This window comes from Asticcacaulis sp. AND118 (genome assembly GCF_020535245.1).
Classification (GTDB): domain Bacteria; phylum Pseudomonadota; class Alphaproteobacteria; order Caulobacterales; family Caulobacteraceae; genus Asticcacaulis.
The window spans coordinates 2,168,005-2,186,111 of sequence record NZ_CP084910.1; the positions used below are offsets into that span (position 1 = coordinate 2,168,005).

Consider the following 18,107-nt stretch of genomic DNA (forward strand, 5'->3'; position numbering starts at 1 on the left):
GCCTGGGGCGTGCGGCGTTATGCGCCATAGAGCCCGGATTTTTTACGGTATTGATTGACAGGATAAGTCCTTGCGTCTGGCGGCTCCGGCCTTGATGGCCCTCACTTGGTTGGCAGGACAGGCTACGGCCCAAACCGTGACCACGCCGACCGCCCCCCGGAACGCTCCGCAAACAACGCCCCCGACCGAAGCCACACCTGCGGTTATCGAAGCGCCGATCATCAGCGACGACGACTTCGCAAAGGCTCTGCCTTCGCTCACCTCGCCAGCCACAACGCCAGAGACGCCGCCCGCACCTGTCGTGGCGCAACCGGCCCCCAAGCCCGCCGAGCCGGTCCTGACAGAGACCGCCCCCTCATCGGAACCCCTTCCCGAAACGCTGGAACTGCCGCCGCTGGCGCCGTCCGACGACCCGACGCTCAATGCTGCCCTGCCGCCGCTCGACAGCTTCAATCCCGACGCCGCCCCGATCATCATCGCTCAGTCATCGACGCAGGCCGCACCGGTCATCCGCTACGACCTCCACGTCGACGGTCTGGCGGCGCTCGATCTGGAAAACCGCTTCAAGGACCTGAGCGCCCTGCACGGCGGTAAGGGCGAGGCCGCCAACGCCGCCATGCTGCGCGCGCGCCTGACCGAGGACGAACAGACCGCCGTGCGCCTGCTCAAGGGCGAAGGCTATTACGACGCCGTCGTCGTCGCGCGCATCGAATCCCCCATCCTGCAACCCGGCGAAAGCCTGACGGAGGCTACGGGCCGCACACAGGGCCGCGCTCAGGTGCGCGTCACCGCCCGTCCGGGCGAACGCTATACCCTGTCGTCGGTGACGGTGAAGGCCGATCCGAGCGAGCCCCCCGACCTCGTCGCCGACAACCTGCCGCTGAAGGTCGGCGATCCGGTCGACGCCACCCTGATCAAGTCCGCCGAGGCCAATGTGGCCCTGATCCTGCCGCAGCAAGGGTATCCGTTCGCAGAGCTGGGCCTGCGCGATGTGCTGATCGATCCGCAGACGCGCACCGGCGACTATACCCTGCCCGTCACTATCGGCCCGCGCGCCCGCTTCGGCGCCATCCGCTCCGAAGGCCGGCGTCAGGCCTTCGGCGACGATCATGTACAGATACTGGCGCGCTTCGAGTCGGGGGACCTGTACGACAGCCGCGACGTGGACGACCTGCGTCAGGCCCTGTCGGCCACGGGCCTGTTCGCCTCGGTCGGGGTCGAGCCGGTCCTGACCGGACAAAAGAACGCCGACGGCACCGCCGTGGTCGATCTCAAGGTCACGCAGAACGCCGGACGCCCGCGCACTCTGGCCGGTGATATCGGTTTTTCTACGGGTCAGGGTCTGCGCACCGAACTGAACTGGACGCACCGCAATTTTCGCCCGCCCGAAGGCGCGCTGATCGCCTCGGTCATCGCCGGGACGCAGGAACAGGGGCTGAGCGCCACCTTCCGCCGTTCGAACGCCAAACGCCGCGACCGCACCTTTCAGTACGGCGCGTCCTATAACCATCAGGCCTACGACTCGTATGAGGCCCAGACCGTCTCGCTGGCCGTCAACGTCTCGCGCGTCTCGACGCCCCTGTGGCAGAAACGCTGGACCTGGTCCTACGGGGCCGAGGTGCTGGCGACGCGCGAAACCGGCTTCTCAAAGCTGCGCAACGCCAATGTGCAGGACGATTACTTCTACGCCTCGCTGCCGCTGAAGCTGAACTACGACCAATCCGACGACCTGCTCAATCCGACCAGAGGCTGGCGCGCGGGCATACAATCGACCCCGACCGTGTCGCTCAACGGCGGCGGCGGCAACTTCGTCGCCAATGTCGGCAGCGGCACCTGGTATCGTCAGGTCAGCCCCAGGATCGTGCTGGCGGCGCGGGCGCAGGTCTCATCCATCTACGGAGCGGAAACCTCCAAGATCGCCCCGTCACGGCGCATCTATGCCGGCGGCGGCGGCTCGGTGCGCGGCTTCGGCTATCAGGAACTGGGACCGCGCGACCCGGCCAATAACGATCCGATCGGCGGGCGCTCCTCGGTCGAACTGGCCTTCGAGGCGCGCTACCGCATAGGCAATATCGGCATCGTGCCCTTTGTCGATGCCGGTCAGGTCTATGACAAGGAATTTCCGGGCTTTTCCGACATCCGCTTCGGCGTCGGCATAGGCGCGCGCTACTACACCAATTTCGGACCGGTGCGCATCGACGTCGCCACGCCCGTTTCGCGCCGCGACGGTGAATCCCCCGTCTCCCTCTATGTCGGTATCGGGCAGGCCTTCTGATGAGCAACGATCCAACACCCGACACCCCCGAAACCCCGCAAGCCCTTCCGGTCGAGCCGCAGGACCATGCACGCCCCGAAACGTCGGACGAACTGCCGCCGCCCGAACGCCCCGCTCGGGCCAAGAGAGCCTTTCCGTGGCGCAAGGCCCTGATCTGGGCCGGGGGCGCGGTCGGCGGTCTCGTCGTGCTGGCCGGTATCGGCGTAGCCGCGCTCGACAGCGCGCCGGGCAAGCGTTTCATCGTGTCTCAGATTACCGGCCTCAAGCCTGAAAACGGGCTGAAGATCGGTATCGGGCGCATCGACGGCTCGATCTATGGCGATTTCACCGTCCACGACCTGAGCCTGTCCGATCCGCAGGGCGTCTTTTTCAAAAGCCCGGCGGTGCGCCTCAACTGGCGGCCTTTCGGCCTGATCAACAAGCACGTCGATGTGCGCGAATTGTCGTCGCCGCGCGTCGAATGGCTGCGTCAGCCGGCCTTCACCGACACGCCGAAAACCACGCCGGCCGAGCCGTTCAAGCTCCCCGACCTGCGCATCGACGCCGAAAAGGTCGATCTCAAGGCTATCTATCTGGCCCCTGCCGTCACCGGCGAAGCCCAGACCCTGACACTCGCCGGCAATGCTCACCTTAAAAACGGCCGCGCTGTGATCGACGCGCGCCTGACCGGCGATCGCGGCGACCGCGCCGTGCTCAGGCTCAATGCCCAGCCCGACGCCAACCGCTTCGATCTGAGCGCCGCGGTCGATGCCCCCAAGGGCGGCGCGATCACCGGTCTGGCCAAACTCGACCTGCCCCTGACGGTGCGCCTCGACGGTAAGGGGGACTGGAAGGCGTGGAACGGACGCCTGACCGGCACGGCGGGCGATCAACCGCTCGCGGACCTCAACCTGACCGCTCGCGACGGCCTGTTCGGCGTCAAGGGCACGGCGCGACCGCAGGCCATCATTCCGTCCACCGCCGACCTGTTCAGCCCGGCCGTGAACATCGACCTGTCAACGACCTTCAAGGACCGCGTCGCCGACGGCACCCTGTCGCTGGCCGCCGACGCCCTGACGCTCGACGCCAAGGGCCGCATCGATCTGGGCAAGGGCGAATTCGGCGATCTCAACCTCAACGCCGTCCTGCTCAAACCGGCCTCCATCGCCAAGGGCCTGAACGGCAAGGATGTGGTGGCCTCGCTCCTGCTCGACGGCCCGTTCAAGCGCCCGCTGATCGATTACAAGCTGTCGGCGGCGTCGATCGGCTTCAACGACGTGGGGGTGCATCAGTTGCGCGCCGAAGGCCGCTCGCGCCTCGACGGCGACCACATTCTGATCCCCGTCAAGGCCTCGGCCAAGCACATGACCGGCCTCAATGCCGCGGCGGAATCGCTGGTCAGCAATATCACCATCAATGGCGATCTGGCGTGGTCAGACGGGCTGATCCTGTCGGACAATCTCAAAATCCGCTCGGACAAGATCAACGGCACGGCCATTATTCTGGCCCAGCCCGCCGAAGGCCGCTACGAAGGCGCGCTCAAGGGCCGGATCAATCAGTATCTGGTCGACGGCATCGGCGTGTTCAACCTGACCATCGATGCCGACCTGCGCCAACTCAAGGCCGGGGGCTTCGGCATTGTGGGTAAGGTCGACGGCCAGAGCGTGCGCATCGACAATGGCGGCATGAAGTCCTTTTTCGGCGGTAATTTCAAATTTTCCGGCGCGATGAACACGACGGCTACAGGGGACGTCATCCTGCAACGCCTGACCCTCACCGCGCCTGATTTTCGCCTGACCTCGGCCAGTGGTCGCCTCTCGAAAGGACGGCTGAATTTCAAACTGGCGGCGCAATCGACCCGATACGGTCCGCTCAGCGCCGAAGCCGGCGGCACCATAAACGCCCCCACCCTCGTCCTGCGCGCCGAAAAACCCGGTCTGGGCCTCGGTCTGGAGCAGGTCGTGGCGCGGCTCAGCACCACGCCGCAGGGCTATGCCGTCACCGCCGAGGGCGGATCGCAGTACGGCCCGCTCAAGGCCGACGTGCTCGTATTGAAAGGCGCCGGCCCGCTGACCATCGACGTGCGCACCGCCGAAGTCGCAGGCTTCAGCGCCAATGGCCGTGTGGCGCAGTCAGACAGCGGCCCCTTTACCGGCGCATTGACCCTCACCGGACGCGGCGTCAACGGCACGGTCAGATTGCTGGCCTTCGACGCCGTGCAGGGCGCGCAGGTCTCGGCCCGCGCTAACAATACCCTCCTGCCCGGCGAGGCGGAAATCCGCATCGGCCGCGCCCTCATCGAAGCCACCGCGCGACTCGACGACCAGCCGACGATCAAGGGCGACGTGCAACTGGCCGACGTGGTCTACGGCGAAAATTACGTCGAAAAGGCCCGCGCCCGCATTGATCTCAAGGGGATGCGCGGCACGGTGCAAATGATCGCCAACGGCGACGCTGGAACCGCTTTCAACATCGCCGCCAATGCGCAGGTCTCGCCCGACGACATCCTTGTCGCGCTTTCGGGCCGCGCCGGTCAGGTGCCCTTCGCGCTGGAACGACCGGCCCGCATGGTGCGTCAGGGCGACGACTGGGTGCTGGCCCCCGCCGGGCTGATGACAGCACAGGGCAAGGTCAATCTGGCCGGACGCTTCGGTGAGATCATCCGCGCGCAGGCCCAGTTCGACCGCTTCGACCTGAGCATCCTCAATATCATCGACCCCAATCTGGGGGTCAATGGCACGGTGTCCGGCGGGCTCGACTACACCCAGCGCGGCAACGCCTTCCCGCAGGCGCAGATGCAGCTTAACTTCAACAATCTGACGCGCACCACCATCGCCCGCGTCTCGACGCCGCTCGACATCCAGATGCAGGCGTCCTTGAGCGAAAACCGTTCCGAGGCGCGCGGCCTGCTGCGTCAGGGCGGGGCCGATATCGGGCGCTTCAACCTCAATATCGACCCGCGTGGCGAAGGCGTGTGGATCCAGCAATTGCAGAACGGCGCCGTCTCCGGCGGCCTGCGCTTCAACGGCCCGTCCAGCGTCCTGTTCTCGCTGGCCGGCCTCGGCGATCAGCAGATGACCGGCAATGTGGCATTGGCCGCCGACCTGTCCGGCACGTTGGGGCAACCGCGCCTCAACGGTTTGGTGCGCGGCAACGGCCTCGTCTACGAACACCTGACCTTCGGGACGCGCATCAGCGACATCGCGCTGGAAGGCCGCTTCTCCAACGACCGGCTGGAGCTGCAAAAATTCGAAGGCCGCGCCGGAGACGGCCGCGTCTCAGCCACCGGTTTCGTGGGCCTCAGCGCCGACGAAAACTTCCCGATGAAACTGAACGCGAAGCTTGAAAATGCCCGTCTGGCGGCGTCCGATGCGCTGGCCTCGACCGTTTCGGGTACGCTCGACGTTACCAACGACGCCCAGAGCGGCCCGTGGATTCGCGGCAATCTCAACCTGCCGGAATTCCGTTATCAGGTGGTGTTTCAGGGCGCGTCCAAGGTCGATGAGCTTGAGGGCGTGCGCGTCAAGGGCGCGCGCATCGTCGAGCGCAAGTCGACCAATGTCGCGCCAACCCTGTGGAACCTCGATATTCGTCTAAGGGCCGACAATCAGATTTTCGTCTCCGGCATGGGGCTTGAATCGGAATGGCGCATGAACCTCAATGTCGCCGGCACGACCCGCGCCCCGCGCGTGGTCGGCAATCTCAATGCCCTGCGCGGCACCTATGCCTTCTCCGGGCGTGAGTTCGAGATCGACAAGGGCGTGATCACCTTCGACGGTGGCACCCTGACCAATCCGGAAATCGCCCTCACCGCCACGACCGAGGTGGATGAGATCACCGGCACCATCAATGTGTCGGGCCGCGCCCAGAACCCGCAGATCGCCTTCGGTTCCAGCCCCTCCCTGCCGCAGGACGAGGTGTTGTCACGGCTGCTGTTCGGCGAAAACGTCGCCAACCTGTCGGCGACGCAGGCCCTGCAACTGGCGGCGTCGCTTCAGGCGCTGCAGGGCGGCGGTGGACTCAATCCGCTGGGCAAGCTGCGCTCGGTGACCGGCATCGACCGCCTGCGGGTGCTGGGGGCCGATGCCTCTACCGGGCGCGGCACGGCGGTCGCAGCGGGTCAGTACCTGACCAACGACATCTATGTGGAGATCGTTACCGATACGCGCGGCTTTACGGCGACTCAGATCGAAATCGCCCTGTCGCGCGTCCTTTCGGTCCTCACCCAGGTCGGCACGACCACGGGCACCAGCGTCAATCTCAGATATTCACGGGATTATTAGGCGACTTTGGAGACACGCACGAAATCTGGATTGGTACGCGGACGCCAGCTGATCTACTGCACTTTTTCGTACTTCCAGAAGCGCCCCTTCCCCTGTGCGATCCAATCAAGGGAGTCATCGATACGTTTCTGACGCGTGGCCTCGGTTTTCGCATCATTGATCCACACCAGATAGTCTTTTCGAAACGACTGCGACTTCGCTTCGAATATGTCCTTGGCCGCGGGATCGGCCGCCAGTCTCTGCGCGAACGCCTCGGGCATGGCGATTTCCTTTGGCGTCTTGTTCTCGCGCTGCGGGGGTTTGATCCCTTGCTCATTAAGCGCCATTGCCTCCCGGATATAGGCGATCAGTTCTGCATCCGGCGGCAGATCGGCAATAGACGTTATCTTTCCCAGAAAGCGCTTCGCAGCCGGTAGGGCGGGATTGGCCTGAAGACGGGGGTCATTCATGATTTCCTGTTTCAGGAAGGTAAAGGAGCAATGTTTTGTCGCTGCGGCGAACACACACATCATTTCACCCCGATAGTTAAAATGGGGGAGGCCCCATTTGATATCTTCAATCACTTCAGGGCAAGTCGAGTGAAGAAGAGAGCGCAGGTGATCCGCAATCGGCTGGGCAAAGGCAGGTGCCTTTGCCAGGTAGTCGTCAATCCTGGGATTGTGATTTTCAGACGTCATGTAAATTATCCTCGGGTCCGGAGCCGCCGTCTTTGTAACTTGCGCGAACAAGCCTTCCGGCGTCTTACCTGGACAGGGCTCGATAAGCGCACGTAGCAGCGGTGTCTGGATGCTCTGCCTTATTTAGTAAGCACAACAAGAAGTTCGTCCAGACGCTCCAGCGTCGAAGTCAAACCGTCCTTCATGCCCATTTCGATCACTTGTTCGAGTTCTTCGGCCGATTTGTACGTCACGACCGTCTGCACCAAAGCCCTTCCGGAGGCTTCGCTGAAAGTGACGTCCCACTTGGCTTGCGGCATACCCGGAGCCAGCGCGCCGGTTTCGTCGCAGAACCCGTCAAGTGCCGTATAATTATCGATCGGCTTGATGGTCTTATAGTCCATCCGCGCCCAGTATTCCTGGCCGTCGGTATCGACCATTGCATAATGCCAATGACCGCCTTCTCTGAAATCCATGGATTTGGTTTTCGTCGTCAAAGGCTTCGGTGCGAACCAGCGATCAAGGAGTTCACTTTTGGTGTAGCAGTCCCAGACCCGTTGCCTGCCGGCTGCGAACTCCCGCTTGATTGTCAGGGTGTGGCTTTCCTTGTCCGCGATGAAGTCGAATTGCAGGTTATGTTTCATGATTATCTCCTGTCATTTGAGCTAAAAGAGTATCGAGGTTCTGGTATCGGCTTTCCCAGAGCGCGCGTTGTTCGCCAAACCACTTTTCGACCGCATCTAGTGTCCGGGTCTCCAGATGGCACGTCCGGACACGACCGACCTTTATCGATGTGATCAGTCCGGAGGCTTCAAGAACACCGATGTGTTTCATGAAGGATGGCAGCGCCATATCGAACGGCTTCGCAAGATCGGTGACCGAAGCCGGTCCGTAGCCAAGCCGCTGAACGACCGCCCGGCGCGTGGGATCCGCCAGAGCATGGAAGGCGGTATCAAGTGAAGCATAATTGTTTTCCATATGGCTAACTATACACGCCTAAACAGTTAGCGCAATAGCTAAGTTTTGAAAATTCGTGACGGATCAGTTCGGCGTTAACGAATGCGATATTCAGAGACGACCTTTACGGTTATCGCCGCAAGGTGATACAGGCCGTGGGTAAGCCCATCAGGAATGTAAAAGTGACGAAGATTCACCCCGTCCCGTCGTTCAGGGATAATCTCCGGCGATTGCCGCCCATCGAAGGACTGCAACGTATCGACCTGATCGACGCGACGGGGGCTGTCGTTGCCACCATTGAGAACGCACCGGGCAAGCAGGGCTCGCTGGCCGTCTATCAGTATCTCAAGCTTTGCTTCGGTGATCTCAATGCGGACGCGGCCCGGCATGGGCTGGAGGTGTTCGCCGAGCATACGGCAGACGCTCGCACCCGCCCCGGTGCGCATCCGAATGTCGATCGCCTGATCGCTATTGCCGACGGCGCAGACGCTCTGCGCATCGAAAGCGTCGCTACCAATTCTCTCTAAACCCTGCCACCCCATGGGTGGAACAGGCCGTCAGAAAGTCGAACGCCGGCGACGCGGGAATTACAGGGACATTCGCATCGCAACCTCCGGTTAACCCTCTCGTTTACCGGAATATTCACCCGCGCCGGATAATCTCGTTACTCCTGCAATCAAGCGGTGCGCTTACTCACTCATGGCCGTCCTGCCTCCGAACGTTGTATCGATAAACGGCCGTCCGACCGAAGACGCGCCCGACGACCTCACCCGGCTTAAGGGCATCGCCGTCGATCAGATCGACACCGCGCTGGTCATCACCGACACCAGCGGCCGCATCCTCTATGTCAACGAGCGCTTCCGCACCCTGATCGGCTACAGCCTGCCGGAGCTTGACGGGCGCACCCTGGCCGATCTGTGCCGCCGGCATTCCGATTCGTGTCAGCACCTCGAAGACTTGCTGACCCAGGTCCATCTCAAGGGCCGGCAGAGCGGCGAGCTTCTGATCCATGACCGCGACGGCCATCCCATGTGGGTCGCCTTCAGCGCCGCCGCCGTGACGGACGCCCATCACCGCCGCCGCCTGATCGCCACCTTGAGCGACATCACCTACACCAAGCTGCACGACACGCTTCAGCGCAAGGTGCTCGATGCCCTGCTGCAGGACACGCCGCTGCGTGAGACCCTGTCCCTCCTCTGTCAAGAGGTCGAGCATCTGGTGCAGGACGTGCGCATGTCGGTCCTGCGCGTCGAAGGCGATACGCTCAGCCCGCTGGCCGCGCCCGGCCTGCCCGACTGGTACAACACCGCGCTCGAAGGCGCCGCTATCGGTCCTGTGGCTGGCTCCTGCGGCACGGCGGCGTGGCGCGGCGAGCCGGTCATGGTCAACGACATGCGCACCGATCCGTTGTGGGCGCCGTTTCAGGCACTGGCCGCGCCGCTGGGCTACACGGCCTGCTGGTCGACGCCGGTGAAGGACAAGGGCGGCAAGGTCATCGGCACCTTCGCCTTCTATTCGGCCAAACCCTTCGTCCTCAATACCTTCGTCCAGAGCATCGTCGACATCTGCACGCAACTGTGCACCCTGGCGTTTGAGAAGGGCGCGTATCAGGAACGCATCCAGTATCTTGCGCACCATGACGCCCTGACCGGCCTGCCCAACCGCGGTTTCTTTCAGGCGCGACTAACCGAGGAAGCGCACCGCGCCACGCGCCAGAAGACGCAACTGGCGCTGCACCTGATCGACCTCGACCGCTTCAAGGAGGTCAACGACACGCTGGGCCACATGGTGGGGGACGAGGTGCTGGTCACGGTCGCCGAGACCCTGCGCCGGCTGGCCGCGCCGGGGGACGTGCTGGCGCGGCTGGGCGGTGACGAATTCGTCGTGCTTCAGGTCGGCGTCAGCGACCGCGCCCAGGCCGAGGCCTGCGCCGACCGTCTGGTCACCGGCATCCGCGCCGATCTGGCCGATCAGTTCGGGCGCAACGGCCCGGACGTCGGGGCCAGCCTCGGCTTCGCCCTCTACCCTTCCGAAGGCCCGTCGCTCGATCACCTGACGCGCCACGCCGACATGGCGCTGTATCAGGCCAAGACCGACGGCCGCAACCGCTGGCGTGCCTTCAACGCCGACATGGCCGACGCCCTGATCCGACGCCGGCGTCTGGAGTCCGACCTGCGCGACGCCCTCGCTCATGGTCAGTGCGGCCTGTCCCTCGTCTATCAGCCGCAGTTCTGCCTCAACCTCAACCGCATCATCGGCTACGAGGCGCTGGTGCGCTGGGCGCACCCGGAACTGGGCAATATCCCGCCCTGCGACTTCATCCCGGTCGCCGAAGAGTCCGGCCTGATCACGGCGCTGGGCCAGTGGATTCTGTCACGCGCGCTCGACATGGCGGCGACCTGGCCCGCACACCTGACGCTGGCGGTCAATCTCTCGCCGGTGCAGATCTTCGAAGGCGACCTTACCCGCTATGTTCAGCACGAATTGCTGCGTACCGGCGTGCGTCCGCAGCGGCTGGAGCTGGAAGTCACCGAAGGCGTGCTGATCGAGAATACCGAGCGCGCCCTGCACGTCCTGCGTCAGCTCAAGGGGCTGGGGGTGCGCATCGCCATGGACGATTTCGGCACGGGCTTTTCGTCCCTGTCCTACCTCCAGACCTTCCCGTTCGACCTGATCAAGATCGATCGCAGTTTCATCGACGGCCTGACGCCCTCGCCCGATCGCAAGGTGCACAAGCACGGCATCCCCGCCGAGGCCATCGTGCGTGCCGTGATCGGCCTTGCCCACGCCATCCGCGTGCCGGTGATCGCCGAAGGGGTGGAGACGCAGGCACAGCTTGAACAACTGCGCGACATGGGCGCCGACGCCGTGCAGGGCTACCTGATCGGCCGGCCGCGCGCCCACCGCCTCGACGAGGCCGAACTGGTGGAACGGACGGCCAGACAGGCGTAGCTTGTTCCCGCTTGTATAGCCTGTTATGCCTGCTAACGATTGCAGCGGAGGCGGATATGGGCGTGACGGGTATCGGTGGCTTCTTCTTCCGGGCGAAAGACCCGCAGGCGCTTCAGGCCTGGTATGCCGAACACCTCGGCGTCGGCTCGGCCCCCTACGGGGCCTGGGACACGCAGGCCGGCCCCAGCGTCTTCGCGCCGTTTGCCGCCGACACCGACTATTTCGCCGCCGACCGTCAGTGGATGCTCAATCTGCGCGTCGACGACCTCGACAGCCTGTGCGCCAGGCTGCAAGCCGCCGGCGTCGAGGTGGTCACCAATCCCGACTGGGACATGCCCGGTATCGGGCGCTTCGCCCGCATCCACGATCCGGAGAATAACCCTATCGAACTGTGGCAGCCGGCCTGAACTTAAAGCGTCTCGATATAGACGGGCCGGTGCGCAACGAAACCCTTGCCCGTCGGGGTCAGCGTGCCGTCGGATTTCAGGCTGAACTCCGTCACGCGGTGATCGCGCTGATGCGCCACCAGCAACCGCCCGTTCATCAACCGGAAAAAGCGCGGCCAGTCGCCGCCGGTCGAAATGACCTGCAACCGCTTCAGCCGCCCCTCAGGCGTCGCCGCGAACACCGCCAGACTGTTGTGGCCGCGATTGCTGACATAGACGCGGTCGCCCTTCGCATTGACGACGATGTGCGCACCGGACGATTTGCCGGCGAAATCGTCCGGCAGGGACGACAGACGCGCGGTTTCCTCCAGACGCCCATCGGCGGCGATGCGCACGGCGATCAGCTCATTGGAATATTCCGTAAAGACAAAGGCCTGCCCGGCAACTGGCGAGACAGCCATATGACGCGGCCCCGCCCCGGTTTGCAGTTTCAGGGCCGTGCGCGGCGGTCCGACGCGACCGGCCACCGGGTCCCAATCGTAGACGCGCACCTCGTCATGCCCCAGATCGACGACATAGATATGGCGGCCGTCCGGCGACCACTGCACCCAGTGGGCATGGCCCTTGGGTTCGCTGCCCACCGCCGCGTGCAGGGTCTGCGACGCGGGCTGGATCGCGCCGCTTTGCCGATGCAGCGGACACAGGGCCACCGTGTCGCCGAAATAGTTGGCGACCGCCAGATGGCTGTTGCCCGGCGACAAGGCGAGATAGCAGGGCGCACCCGCCTGCGACGATACGCTGCCCAAAGGGGTCATGGTCGCGCCCTTGCCGCGCACGCGCCACGCGGCGATCCGCCCCTTGTCGCGCTCACCCGTGACGTAGAGCACCGAGCGCGTCCGGTCGATGACGCCGAAAGAGGCGTCGGCGATCTCCGGGAAAGCTTTGAGAAACGCATAGCGGCCCGCCCCGTCGCGGGTCCACAGTTCGAGGCCTCTTCCGCCCTCGCCGGAATAGGTGCCAATCAGCATACGCTGCGGCGCATCGGCCCGTGCGGCGCCCGCGACGCCTATCGCGCCCATTCCCAACAGAATACCGCGCCTGTCGACAGGGGTCATATCCAGTGCCTCCCGGTGAAATTACGGCGACCCTAATGTATCCTTTCGCCTGACGCATCCCAAATAGTGACATCGCCTGCCCGCCGCTTTCGCTTTGACGCGACCAGACCAATATTATAGACCGGTCCGAAAGGGTCGCCGATTCCGCCCGATCACTCGTCAGGGGCGGCACGCTCGCGGGAGAGACTTAAGCTTCATGTCCATCATCGACGCCGTCGGCCGCCTCGAAAAAACCGATCCCGCACCCCTGTACCTGCAACTGCAAAAGGTCCTGCGCGAAGCCATCCGCTCGCGCGTCTTCATGGCCGATGACGCCATCCCCCCCGAACGCGATCTGGCCGAAGAATTCGACGTGTCGCGCATCACCGTGCGCAAGGCCATCGACGGCCTGGTCAACGAAGGCCTGCTCACACGCCGGCGCGGCGCAGGCACCTTCGTGGCGGCCCGTGTGGAAAAGAGCTTCTCCAAACTGTCCTCCTTCTCCGAGGACATGATCTCGCGCGGGCGTAAGCCGCACAGCGTCTGGGTCAACAAATCCGCCGGGGCCGTTACACCCGAAGAGGCGTTGTCGCTGGGCCTGTCGCCCGGCTCTCTGGTCTATCGCTTTCATCGCATCCGCTACGCCGACGACTCGACCATGGCGCTCGAATATTCGACCATACCCGGCTACTGCCTGCCTTCGGTCGAAGCGGTCGGCGACTCGCTCTACGCCGCGCTCGAAGCCTCCGGTCACCGCCCGGTGCGTGCGCTGCAACGCCTGCGGGCCATCTCGTTCAACCGCGATCAGGCCGAACAACTGAGCGTCAATATTGGCGAACCGGGCCTGTTTATCGAACGGCGCGGCTTCCTGGCCGACGGCCGCGCGGCAGAATTCACCCAGAGCTACTATCGCGGCGATGCCTATGACGTGGTCGCCGAGTTGAACGACCTCTGAGTCATTCCGACCCAAAACCAAGACCTTTCCGCAAAATTGGTATTCTTTCGCGTCGCTCACTCGCCGCTGACGGTCACTGATCGACGCTCGATCCTATCCTCCATGATATAAGATACCCTGACAACGTTCCCGATTGCGTCCAAAAACGCCGTTTTTGTGACGATTTGGCCACACGCGAAATTGGTTTCACATAATTTTTACAAACCGCCATTTTTGGTATTGACAAAAAACCATACCAAATTGCCAATTGGTCCTATCAAAAGCCGTACCGATGAGCCAGTAAACAGTATAACGGCAGGCTTTGGATGGGGCGCAGGTCATTACCCAGGCAGACCTCCCCCGAACCGTCACCAACTCAGGGGATTTCATTATGACCACCAGATCAAAGGCCATGCTGACTACGGCGCTCACCGCCGTCCTGTCAGGACTGATGCTGACCGCGACCGCCGTCACGCCCGCCGCCGCGCAGGAGACATCCGCTGCTTCCGAAGAGATTCAGGAAGTTGAGGTCGTCGGCATCCGCAAATCGCTGCAATCGGCGCTGCGCCAGAAGAAGAACTCCAACATCATTCAGGAAGTGGTCACCGCCGAAGACGTCGGCAAGTTCCCAGACAAGAACGTCGCCGACTCGCTGTCGCGCGTCACCGGCGTCAATGTCGTCACCGGGTCGGCCGCTGCCGGCGGCTTCGGTGAAAACGAGAAGATCTCGATCCGCGGCACCGACCCGGAACTGAACCTGACCCTGTTCAACGGCCACAACCTCGCCACCGGCGACTGGTTCGTGCTGGATCAGATGGCCGGCGGTCGCTCGTTCAACTACACCATGCTGCCGTCGGAAGTCGTCGGCCGCATCGACATCATCAAGGCGGCGCGCGCCGATCTCCCCGAAGGCGGCGTGGGCGGCACGGTCGACGTGCACACGCGCTATCCGCTGGACCTGAAGCCGCATACCTTCAACGCCTCGCTGCAGGGCCTCTACACCACCCGCGCCGACAAGTGGACGCCGCAGGTGTCCGGCCTCTATTCGTGGCGCAATGACGACCGCACCCTCGGCTTCCTGATCAGCGCCTTCGATCAGGAACGCGAATTCCGCCGCGACGGTCAGGAAGTGCTGGGCTATTCCGAAATCACCAATTTCAACGGCACGGGCCAGAAGGTTATCGCACCGAACCTGATCGGCAACGCCTACTTCACCCAGAACCGCAAGCGTTCGGGCGTCAACTTCGTGGGTCAGTACAAGCCCGCCGAGAACCTCGAATTCACCCTGTCGGGCCTGTTCTCCAACATGAAGGCCGACAACATCAATGTGAACAACATGATGTGGGTCAGCCGTATGCTGGGCAACAATACCGGCGGTGCGGGCAACGCCCTGCAATCCTACACCATCAAGGACGGCTATCTGACCGCCGCCAACTGGGCCAATACCGGCGCCGACGGCAGCCTGGTGCAGGGCATGGTGCAGGACGACATCTTCCGCAAGGCGCATTCCGAGACCAAGTCGCTCAATCTCGACGTCAAATACGATCTCTCCGAGAACGTCACCCTGACCGGTCAGATCGGCCGCACCACCGGCGAAGGCGTCACCGACGACACCTATGCCTGGGAAACCTTCTGGAACACGGGCGCGTCCTACGAGCTGGGTTCGCCGGTGACCAAGGTCAACTATTCCGGCCTGCCGACCGACACCGGCTCCGCCGCCTATCTCAACAACCTCTATAGCTGGTCGTGGGGCGGCAACATCACCTCGGCGGACGAGGAAAGCTACGCCAAGGGCGATCTCGAATACCGCTTCACCGGCGACAGCATCTTCGAACGCTTCCGCACCGGCGTGCGCTTCACCGACCACGACCGCACCCTGACCTATAACGCCTATAGCTGGGCCGGCAACGGCGCGGGCGGCGCGCCCCTGTCCGCGGTCTGGGCCGGGGCCAAGGTGCCCTCCGACTTCTTTGAAAATCTGGGCGGCGCGCGTCAGTACGCCCTGGCGGATGCGGCCAAGACGCTGGCCTATCTGAACAACAACAATGGCGGCCGCGTGTTCGACTTCTTCGCCAACGAAAGCTACGCCGTGAGCGAAAAGACCTCGGCCATCTACGGCATGATCGATTTCGGTGGCGAGAAGTGGAAGGGCAATGCCGGCGTCCGTGTCATCAAGACCGAGCAGGACACCACCCAGTACGCGCCCTCCGCCGCTGGTAAGCAGACCTCGATCTTCGGCAATTACGACATCGTCCGCGTCAAGCGTGACTATACCGACGTCCTGCCCAGCGCCAACCTGACCTACTTCGCCACCGACGAACTGGTCCTGCGCGCCGGGGTGGCCAAGGTCATCTCGCGTCCGGGCTTCGCCAAGCTGGCCGGCTCCGCCACGCTGAACGAACTGGCCAATACCGGCACGTCGGGCGGCAACCCCTATCTCGACCCGTTCAAGGCGACGCAGTTCAACGCCACGGCCGAGTGGTACTACACCCCCGAAGCCCTGCTGTCGCTGAACCTGTTCAAGCTCGACATCGACAGCTACATCACCACGGAACAGTTCACCGCCTTCTATGTCACCCCGCAGACGCCGCAGGGCAAGAACTTCCTGATGACCGGCCCGGCCAACGGCAACGGCGGCAGCAACGAAGGCTTCGAACTGAACTGGCAGCAGCCGCTGGCCTACGGCTTCGGTTTCATCGCCAACTACACCTATGCCGACGGCAAGACGGCTTCGGGTGCGCCGATCGACGGCAATTCGAAGACCACCTACAACCTCACCGGCTATTACGAGAACGACCGGGTCTCGGCGCGTCTGGCCTATAACTTCCGCTCGAAGTTCAAGTCCGGCACCGACCGCGGCACCGACATGTGGCAGGACGACATCTCGTCGCTCGACACCTCGGTCTCGGTCAATCTCACCGATCAGGTGGCCCTGACCTTCGACGCCCAGAACCTGACCGAAGAGAAGCTCTACTACTTCGTCGGAAACCCTTCGATCCCGCGCGCCGTCTATGACAACGGCCGCACCTTCTACCTGGGTGTGCGCTTCAAGCAGTAGGCGACGCGCCGCCTGAAACCGAGGCCGGAGTCCTTCGGGGCTCCGGCCTTTGCTTTTTGTGAGAGGGTTTTTGACTTTTTCTCATAAACGGGCATCGTAACCGGATAACCATAACAGGTCGGCAGATCAGGGGGCCAGACACCATGACCGACACCCGAACATCGGGACAACGCCTGCCGTCGCTGGACGTGCTGCGCGGCCTGACCGTCATCGGCATGATCCTCGTCAATGCCACGGCGGGCATGTATTACGGCCTTGAAGCCAAGGTCTTCCCGCTGCTGCTGCACGTCCACTGGGACGGACTGAAGATCGCCGATGTGGTCTTCCCGGCCTTCCTGACCATGGTCGGGCTGTCGATTCCCCTGGCTCTGCACAAGGCCAAGGCCGCGGGTGGTCTCGACGCCGCTCAGGCGCAGAAGATATTCTGGCGCACCTTTCGTCTGTTTTTTATCGGCTGGCTGCTCTCGAACCTGAGCTGGCTGGCCGATTTCGACAGCGGCCCGTGGCGCTTCTGGGGCGTGCTGCAACGCATCGGCCTCGTCTACGGCGCAGCGGCGGTGCTGTTCCTGCTGTTCGGCCCGAAGACGCGCCTCGGCATCGCCGCCGCCATCCTGCTGCTCTACTGGCCGCTGAGCCTTATGCCGGCTCTTGACGGCCTGCCCAACGACCTGTGGGCGCGCGGGCATAATTTCATCGCCTCGGTCGACCGCGTCATGTTCGGTGCCAGTGGTCATAACTATGTCAAGGGCCCGGAAGGCTACGACCCCGAAGGCCTGCTCGGCACCCTGCCCGCCATCGCTCAGGCCCTGATCAGCATGGCCGCCGGTGAGTTCCTGATGCAGGCGCGCAAACGCAGCGCCTTGACGCTGGCCGGCGCGGGCGCGGTCCTGCTGGCGGTCGGCATCGGGTGGGGCTTCGTCTTCCCGGTGGTCAAGGACATCTGGTCCTCGTCCTTCGTGCTGGTCACGACGGGAATCACCCTGCTGATCCTCGCGCCCCTGCACGCCCTTTTAGACAAGAACGGGCTGGACAACCGCGGGCCAGTTACCGGTCTCCTCAACGGGCCTGTCACCTTCGCCACCGCCTTCGGCGTCAACGCCATCGCCGCCTACGTCCTGCACTTCCTGATGAACAGCCTGCTCGGTTGGCAGCTTCTGACCCAGACCTATTTCGCCAGCCGCGACACGGTCGGCGAAGCGGTCGCCGCCCTTTTTCCGGTCATCCTGTTCATCCTCGCCGTGTGGCTGCCGGTCGAATATCTGCGCCGCAGGAAATGGATCATCAAGGTCTAGAGCGAGATGATTTAAAGTGGAAACATCATTTCGCTCTCAGTTTCTGAGTGGTTGCGCAATTTTTCCGAAAAGTGGTGCCCACTTTAGCGGATTGCGCTCTAAAGCCCAATACATAGCCAATTCACACAAACCCGGTTGGGGAAAACGCCGTCAAAACCCTACATGAAACAATTGAAACCAAGTTTCCTGTAGACAGGATGACGATTTTGCCCTCCTATCTTTATAATACCAAAAGGCAAAA

Annotated in this window: 12 protein-coding genes; 8 read left to right on the forward strand and 4 right to left on the reverse strand. The window is 63.2% G+C overall.

Annotated features, from left to right (window positions below; translation table 11 throughout):
* The first annotated feature begins 70 nt into the window (after nucleotides 1–70).
* Both LH365_RS10445 and LH365_RS10450 read left to right on the forward strand, forming a co-directional pair.
* The gene (locus tag LH365_RS10445) at nucleotides 71–2,275 is read left to right on the forward strand and encodes a BamA/TamA family outer membrane protein (RefSeq protein WP_226743575.1); all 2,205 of its coding nucleotides are present in this window, start codon (nucleotides 71–73) and stop codon (nucleotides 2,273–2,275) included.
* On the forward strand, nucleotides 2,275–6,537 hold the full coding sequence (locus LH365_RS10450; protein ID WP_226743576.1) for a translocation/assembly module TamB domain-containing protein: 4,263 nt from the start codon (nucleotides 2,275–2,277) through the stop codon (nucleotides 6,535–6,537). The genes LH365_RS10445 and LH365_RS10450 overlap by 1 nt, the downstream gene beginning before the upstream one ends.
* 53 nt (nucleotides 6,538–6,590) lie before the next feature.
* On the opposite strand, the gene LH365_RS10455 is transcribed toward LH365_RS10450, so the two are convergent.
* The 3 genes from LH365_RS10455 to LH365_RS10465 form a co-directional block, all read right to left on the reverse strand.
* On the reverse strand, nucleotides 6,591–7,214 hold the full coding sequence (locus LH365_RS10455; RefSeq protein WP_226743577.1) for a YdeI family protein: 624 nt from the start codon (nucleotides 7,212–7,214) through the stop codon (nucleotides 6,591–6,593).
* 119 nt (nucleotides 7,215–7,333) lie between these two features.
* On the reverse strand, nucleotides 7,334–7,837 hold the full coding sequence (locus tag LH365_RS10460) for an SRPBCC domain-containing protein (RefSeq protein ID WP_226743578.1): 504 nt from the start codon (nucleotides 7,835–7,837) through the stop codon (nucleotides 7,334–7,336).
* The gene (locus LH365_RS10465; RefSeq protein WP_226743579.1) at nucleotides 7,827–8,171 is read right to left on the reverse strand and encodes a helix-turn-helix transcriptional regulator; all 345 of its coding nucleotides are present in this window, start codon (nucleotides 8,169–8,171) and stop codon (nucleotides 7,827–7,829) included. Before LH365_RS10465 ends, LH365_RS10460 begins: the two co-directional genes overlap by 11 nt.
* Nucleotides 8,172–8,332: 161 nt before the next feature.
* On the opposite strand from LH365_RS10465, the gene LH365_RS10470 reads away from it, so the two are divergent.
* The 3 genes from LH365_RS10470 to LH365_RS10480 all read left to right on the forward strand — a co-directional run bounded on the left by LH365_RS10470 (nucleotide 8,333) and on the right by LH365_RS10480 (nucleotide 11,509).
* Nucleotides 8,333–8,677 (forward strand): DUF2322 family protein, encoded by a 345-nt coding sequence (locus LH365_RS10470; protein ID WP_226743580.1) that lies wholly within the window; start codon nucleotides 8,333–8,335, stop codon nucleotides 8,675–8,677.
* Between the two features lie 172 nt (nucleotides 8,678–8,849).
* The gene (locus tag LH365_RS10475; RefSeq protein ID WP_226743581.1) at nucleotides 8,850–11,102 is read left to right on the forward strand and encodes an EAL domain-containing protein; all 2,253 of its coding nucleotides are present in this window, start codon (nucleotides 8,850–8,852) and stop codon (nucleotides 11,100–11,102) included.
* Between the two features lie 56 nt (nucleotides 11,103–11,158).
* Nucleotides 11,159–11,509, forward strand: a complete 351-nt coding sequence (locus LH365_RS10480) for a VOC family protein (RefSeq protein ID WP_226743582.1) — start codon at nucleotides 11,159–11,161, stop codon at nucleotides 11,507–11,509.
* Between the two features lie 2 nt (nucleotides 11,510–11,511).
* On the opposite strand, the gene LH365_RS10485 is transcribed toward LH365_RS10480, so the two are convergent.
* Entirely contained in the window at nucleotides 11,512–12,603 is a 1,092-nt protein-coding gene (locus LH365_RS10485) for a lactonase family protein (RefSeq protein ID WP_226743583.1), read from the reverse strand.
* Between the two features lie 196 nt (nucleotides 12,604–12,799).
* Here LH365_RS10485 and LH365_RS10490 point away from each other — a divergent pair, with 196 nt between their 5' ends.
* The 3 genes from LH365_RS10490 to LH365_RS10500 all read left to right on the forward strand — a co-directional run bounded on the left by LH365_RS10490 (nucleotide 12,800) and on the right by LH365_RS10500 (nucleotide 17,866).
* Nucleotides 12,800–13,537, forward strand: a complete 738-nt coding sequence (locus LH365_RS10490) for a GntR family transcriptional regulator (RefSeq protein ID WP_226743584.1) — start codon at nucleotides 12,800–12,802, stop codon at nucleotides 13,535–13,537.
* Nucleotides 13,538–13,907: 370 nt separating this feature from the next.
* The gene (locus LH365_RS10495) at nucleotides 13,908–16,574 is read left to right on the forward strand and encodes a TonB-dependent receptor (RefSeq protein WP_226743585.1); all 2,667 of its coding nucleotides are present in this window, start codon (nucleotides 13,908–13,910) and stop codon (nucleotides 16,572–16,574) included.
* Between the two features lie 143 nt (nucleotides 16,575–16,717).
* Nucleotides 16,718–17,866, forward strand: a complete 1,149-nt coding sequence (locus tag LH365_RS10500; protein WP_226743586.1) for an acyltransferase family protein — start codon at nucleotides 16,718–16,720, stop codon at nucleotides 17,864–17,866.
* Nucleotides 17,867–18,107: the final 241 nt, after the last annotated feature.

Bases quoted from the DNA above. Each gene is read 5' to 3' on its own strand.
- LH365_RS10485 (WP_226743583.1), bottom strand. From the start codon at position 12,603: ATGACCCCTGTCGACAGGCGCGGTATTCTGTTGGGAATGGGCGCGATA.
- LH365_RS10475 (WP_226743581.1), top strand. From the start codon at position 8,850: ATGGCCGTCCTGCCTCCGAACGTTGTATCGATAAACGGCCGTCCGACC.
- LH365_RS10450 (WP_226743576.1), top strand. From the start codon at position 2,275: ATGAGCAACGATCCAACACCCGACACCCCCGAAACCCCGCAAGCCCTT.
- LH365_RS10460 (WP_226743578.1), bottom strand. From the start codon at position 7,837: ATGAAACATAACCTGCAATTCGACTTCATCGCGGACAAGGAAAGCCAC.
- LH365_RS10465 (WP_226743579.1), bottom strand. From the start codon at position 8,171: ATGGAAAACAATTATGCTTCACTTGATACCGCCTTCCATGCTCTGGCG.
- LH365_RS10495 (WP_226743585.1), top strand. From the start codon at position 13,908: ATGACCACCAGATCAAAGGCCATGCTGACTACGGCGCTCACCGCCGTC.
- LH365_RS10500 (WP_226743586.1), top strand. From the start codon at position 16,718: ATGACCGACACCCGAACATCGGGACAACGCCTGCCGTCGCTGGACGTG.
- LH365_RS10490 (WP_226743584.1), top strand. From the start codon at position 12,800: ATGTCCATCATCGACGCCGTCGGCCGCCTCGAAAAAACCGATCCCGCA.
- LH365_RS10455 (WP_226743577.1), bottom strand. From the start codon at position 7,214: ATGACGTCTGAAAATCACAATCCCAGGATTGACGACTACCTGGCAAAG.
- LH365_RS10480 (WP_226743582.1), top strand. From the start codon at position 11,159: ATGGGCGTGACGGGTATCGGTGGCTTCTTCTTCCGGGCGAAAGACCCG.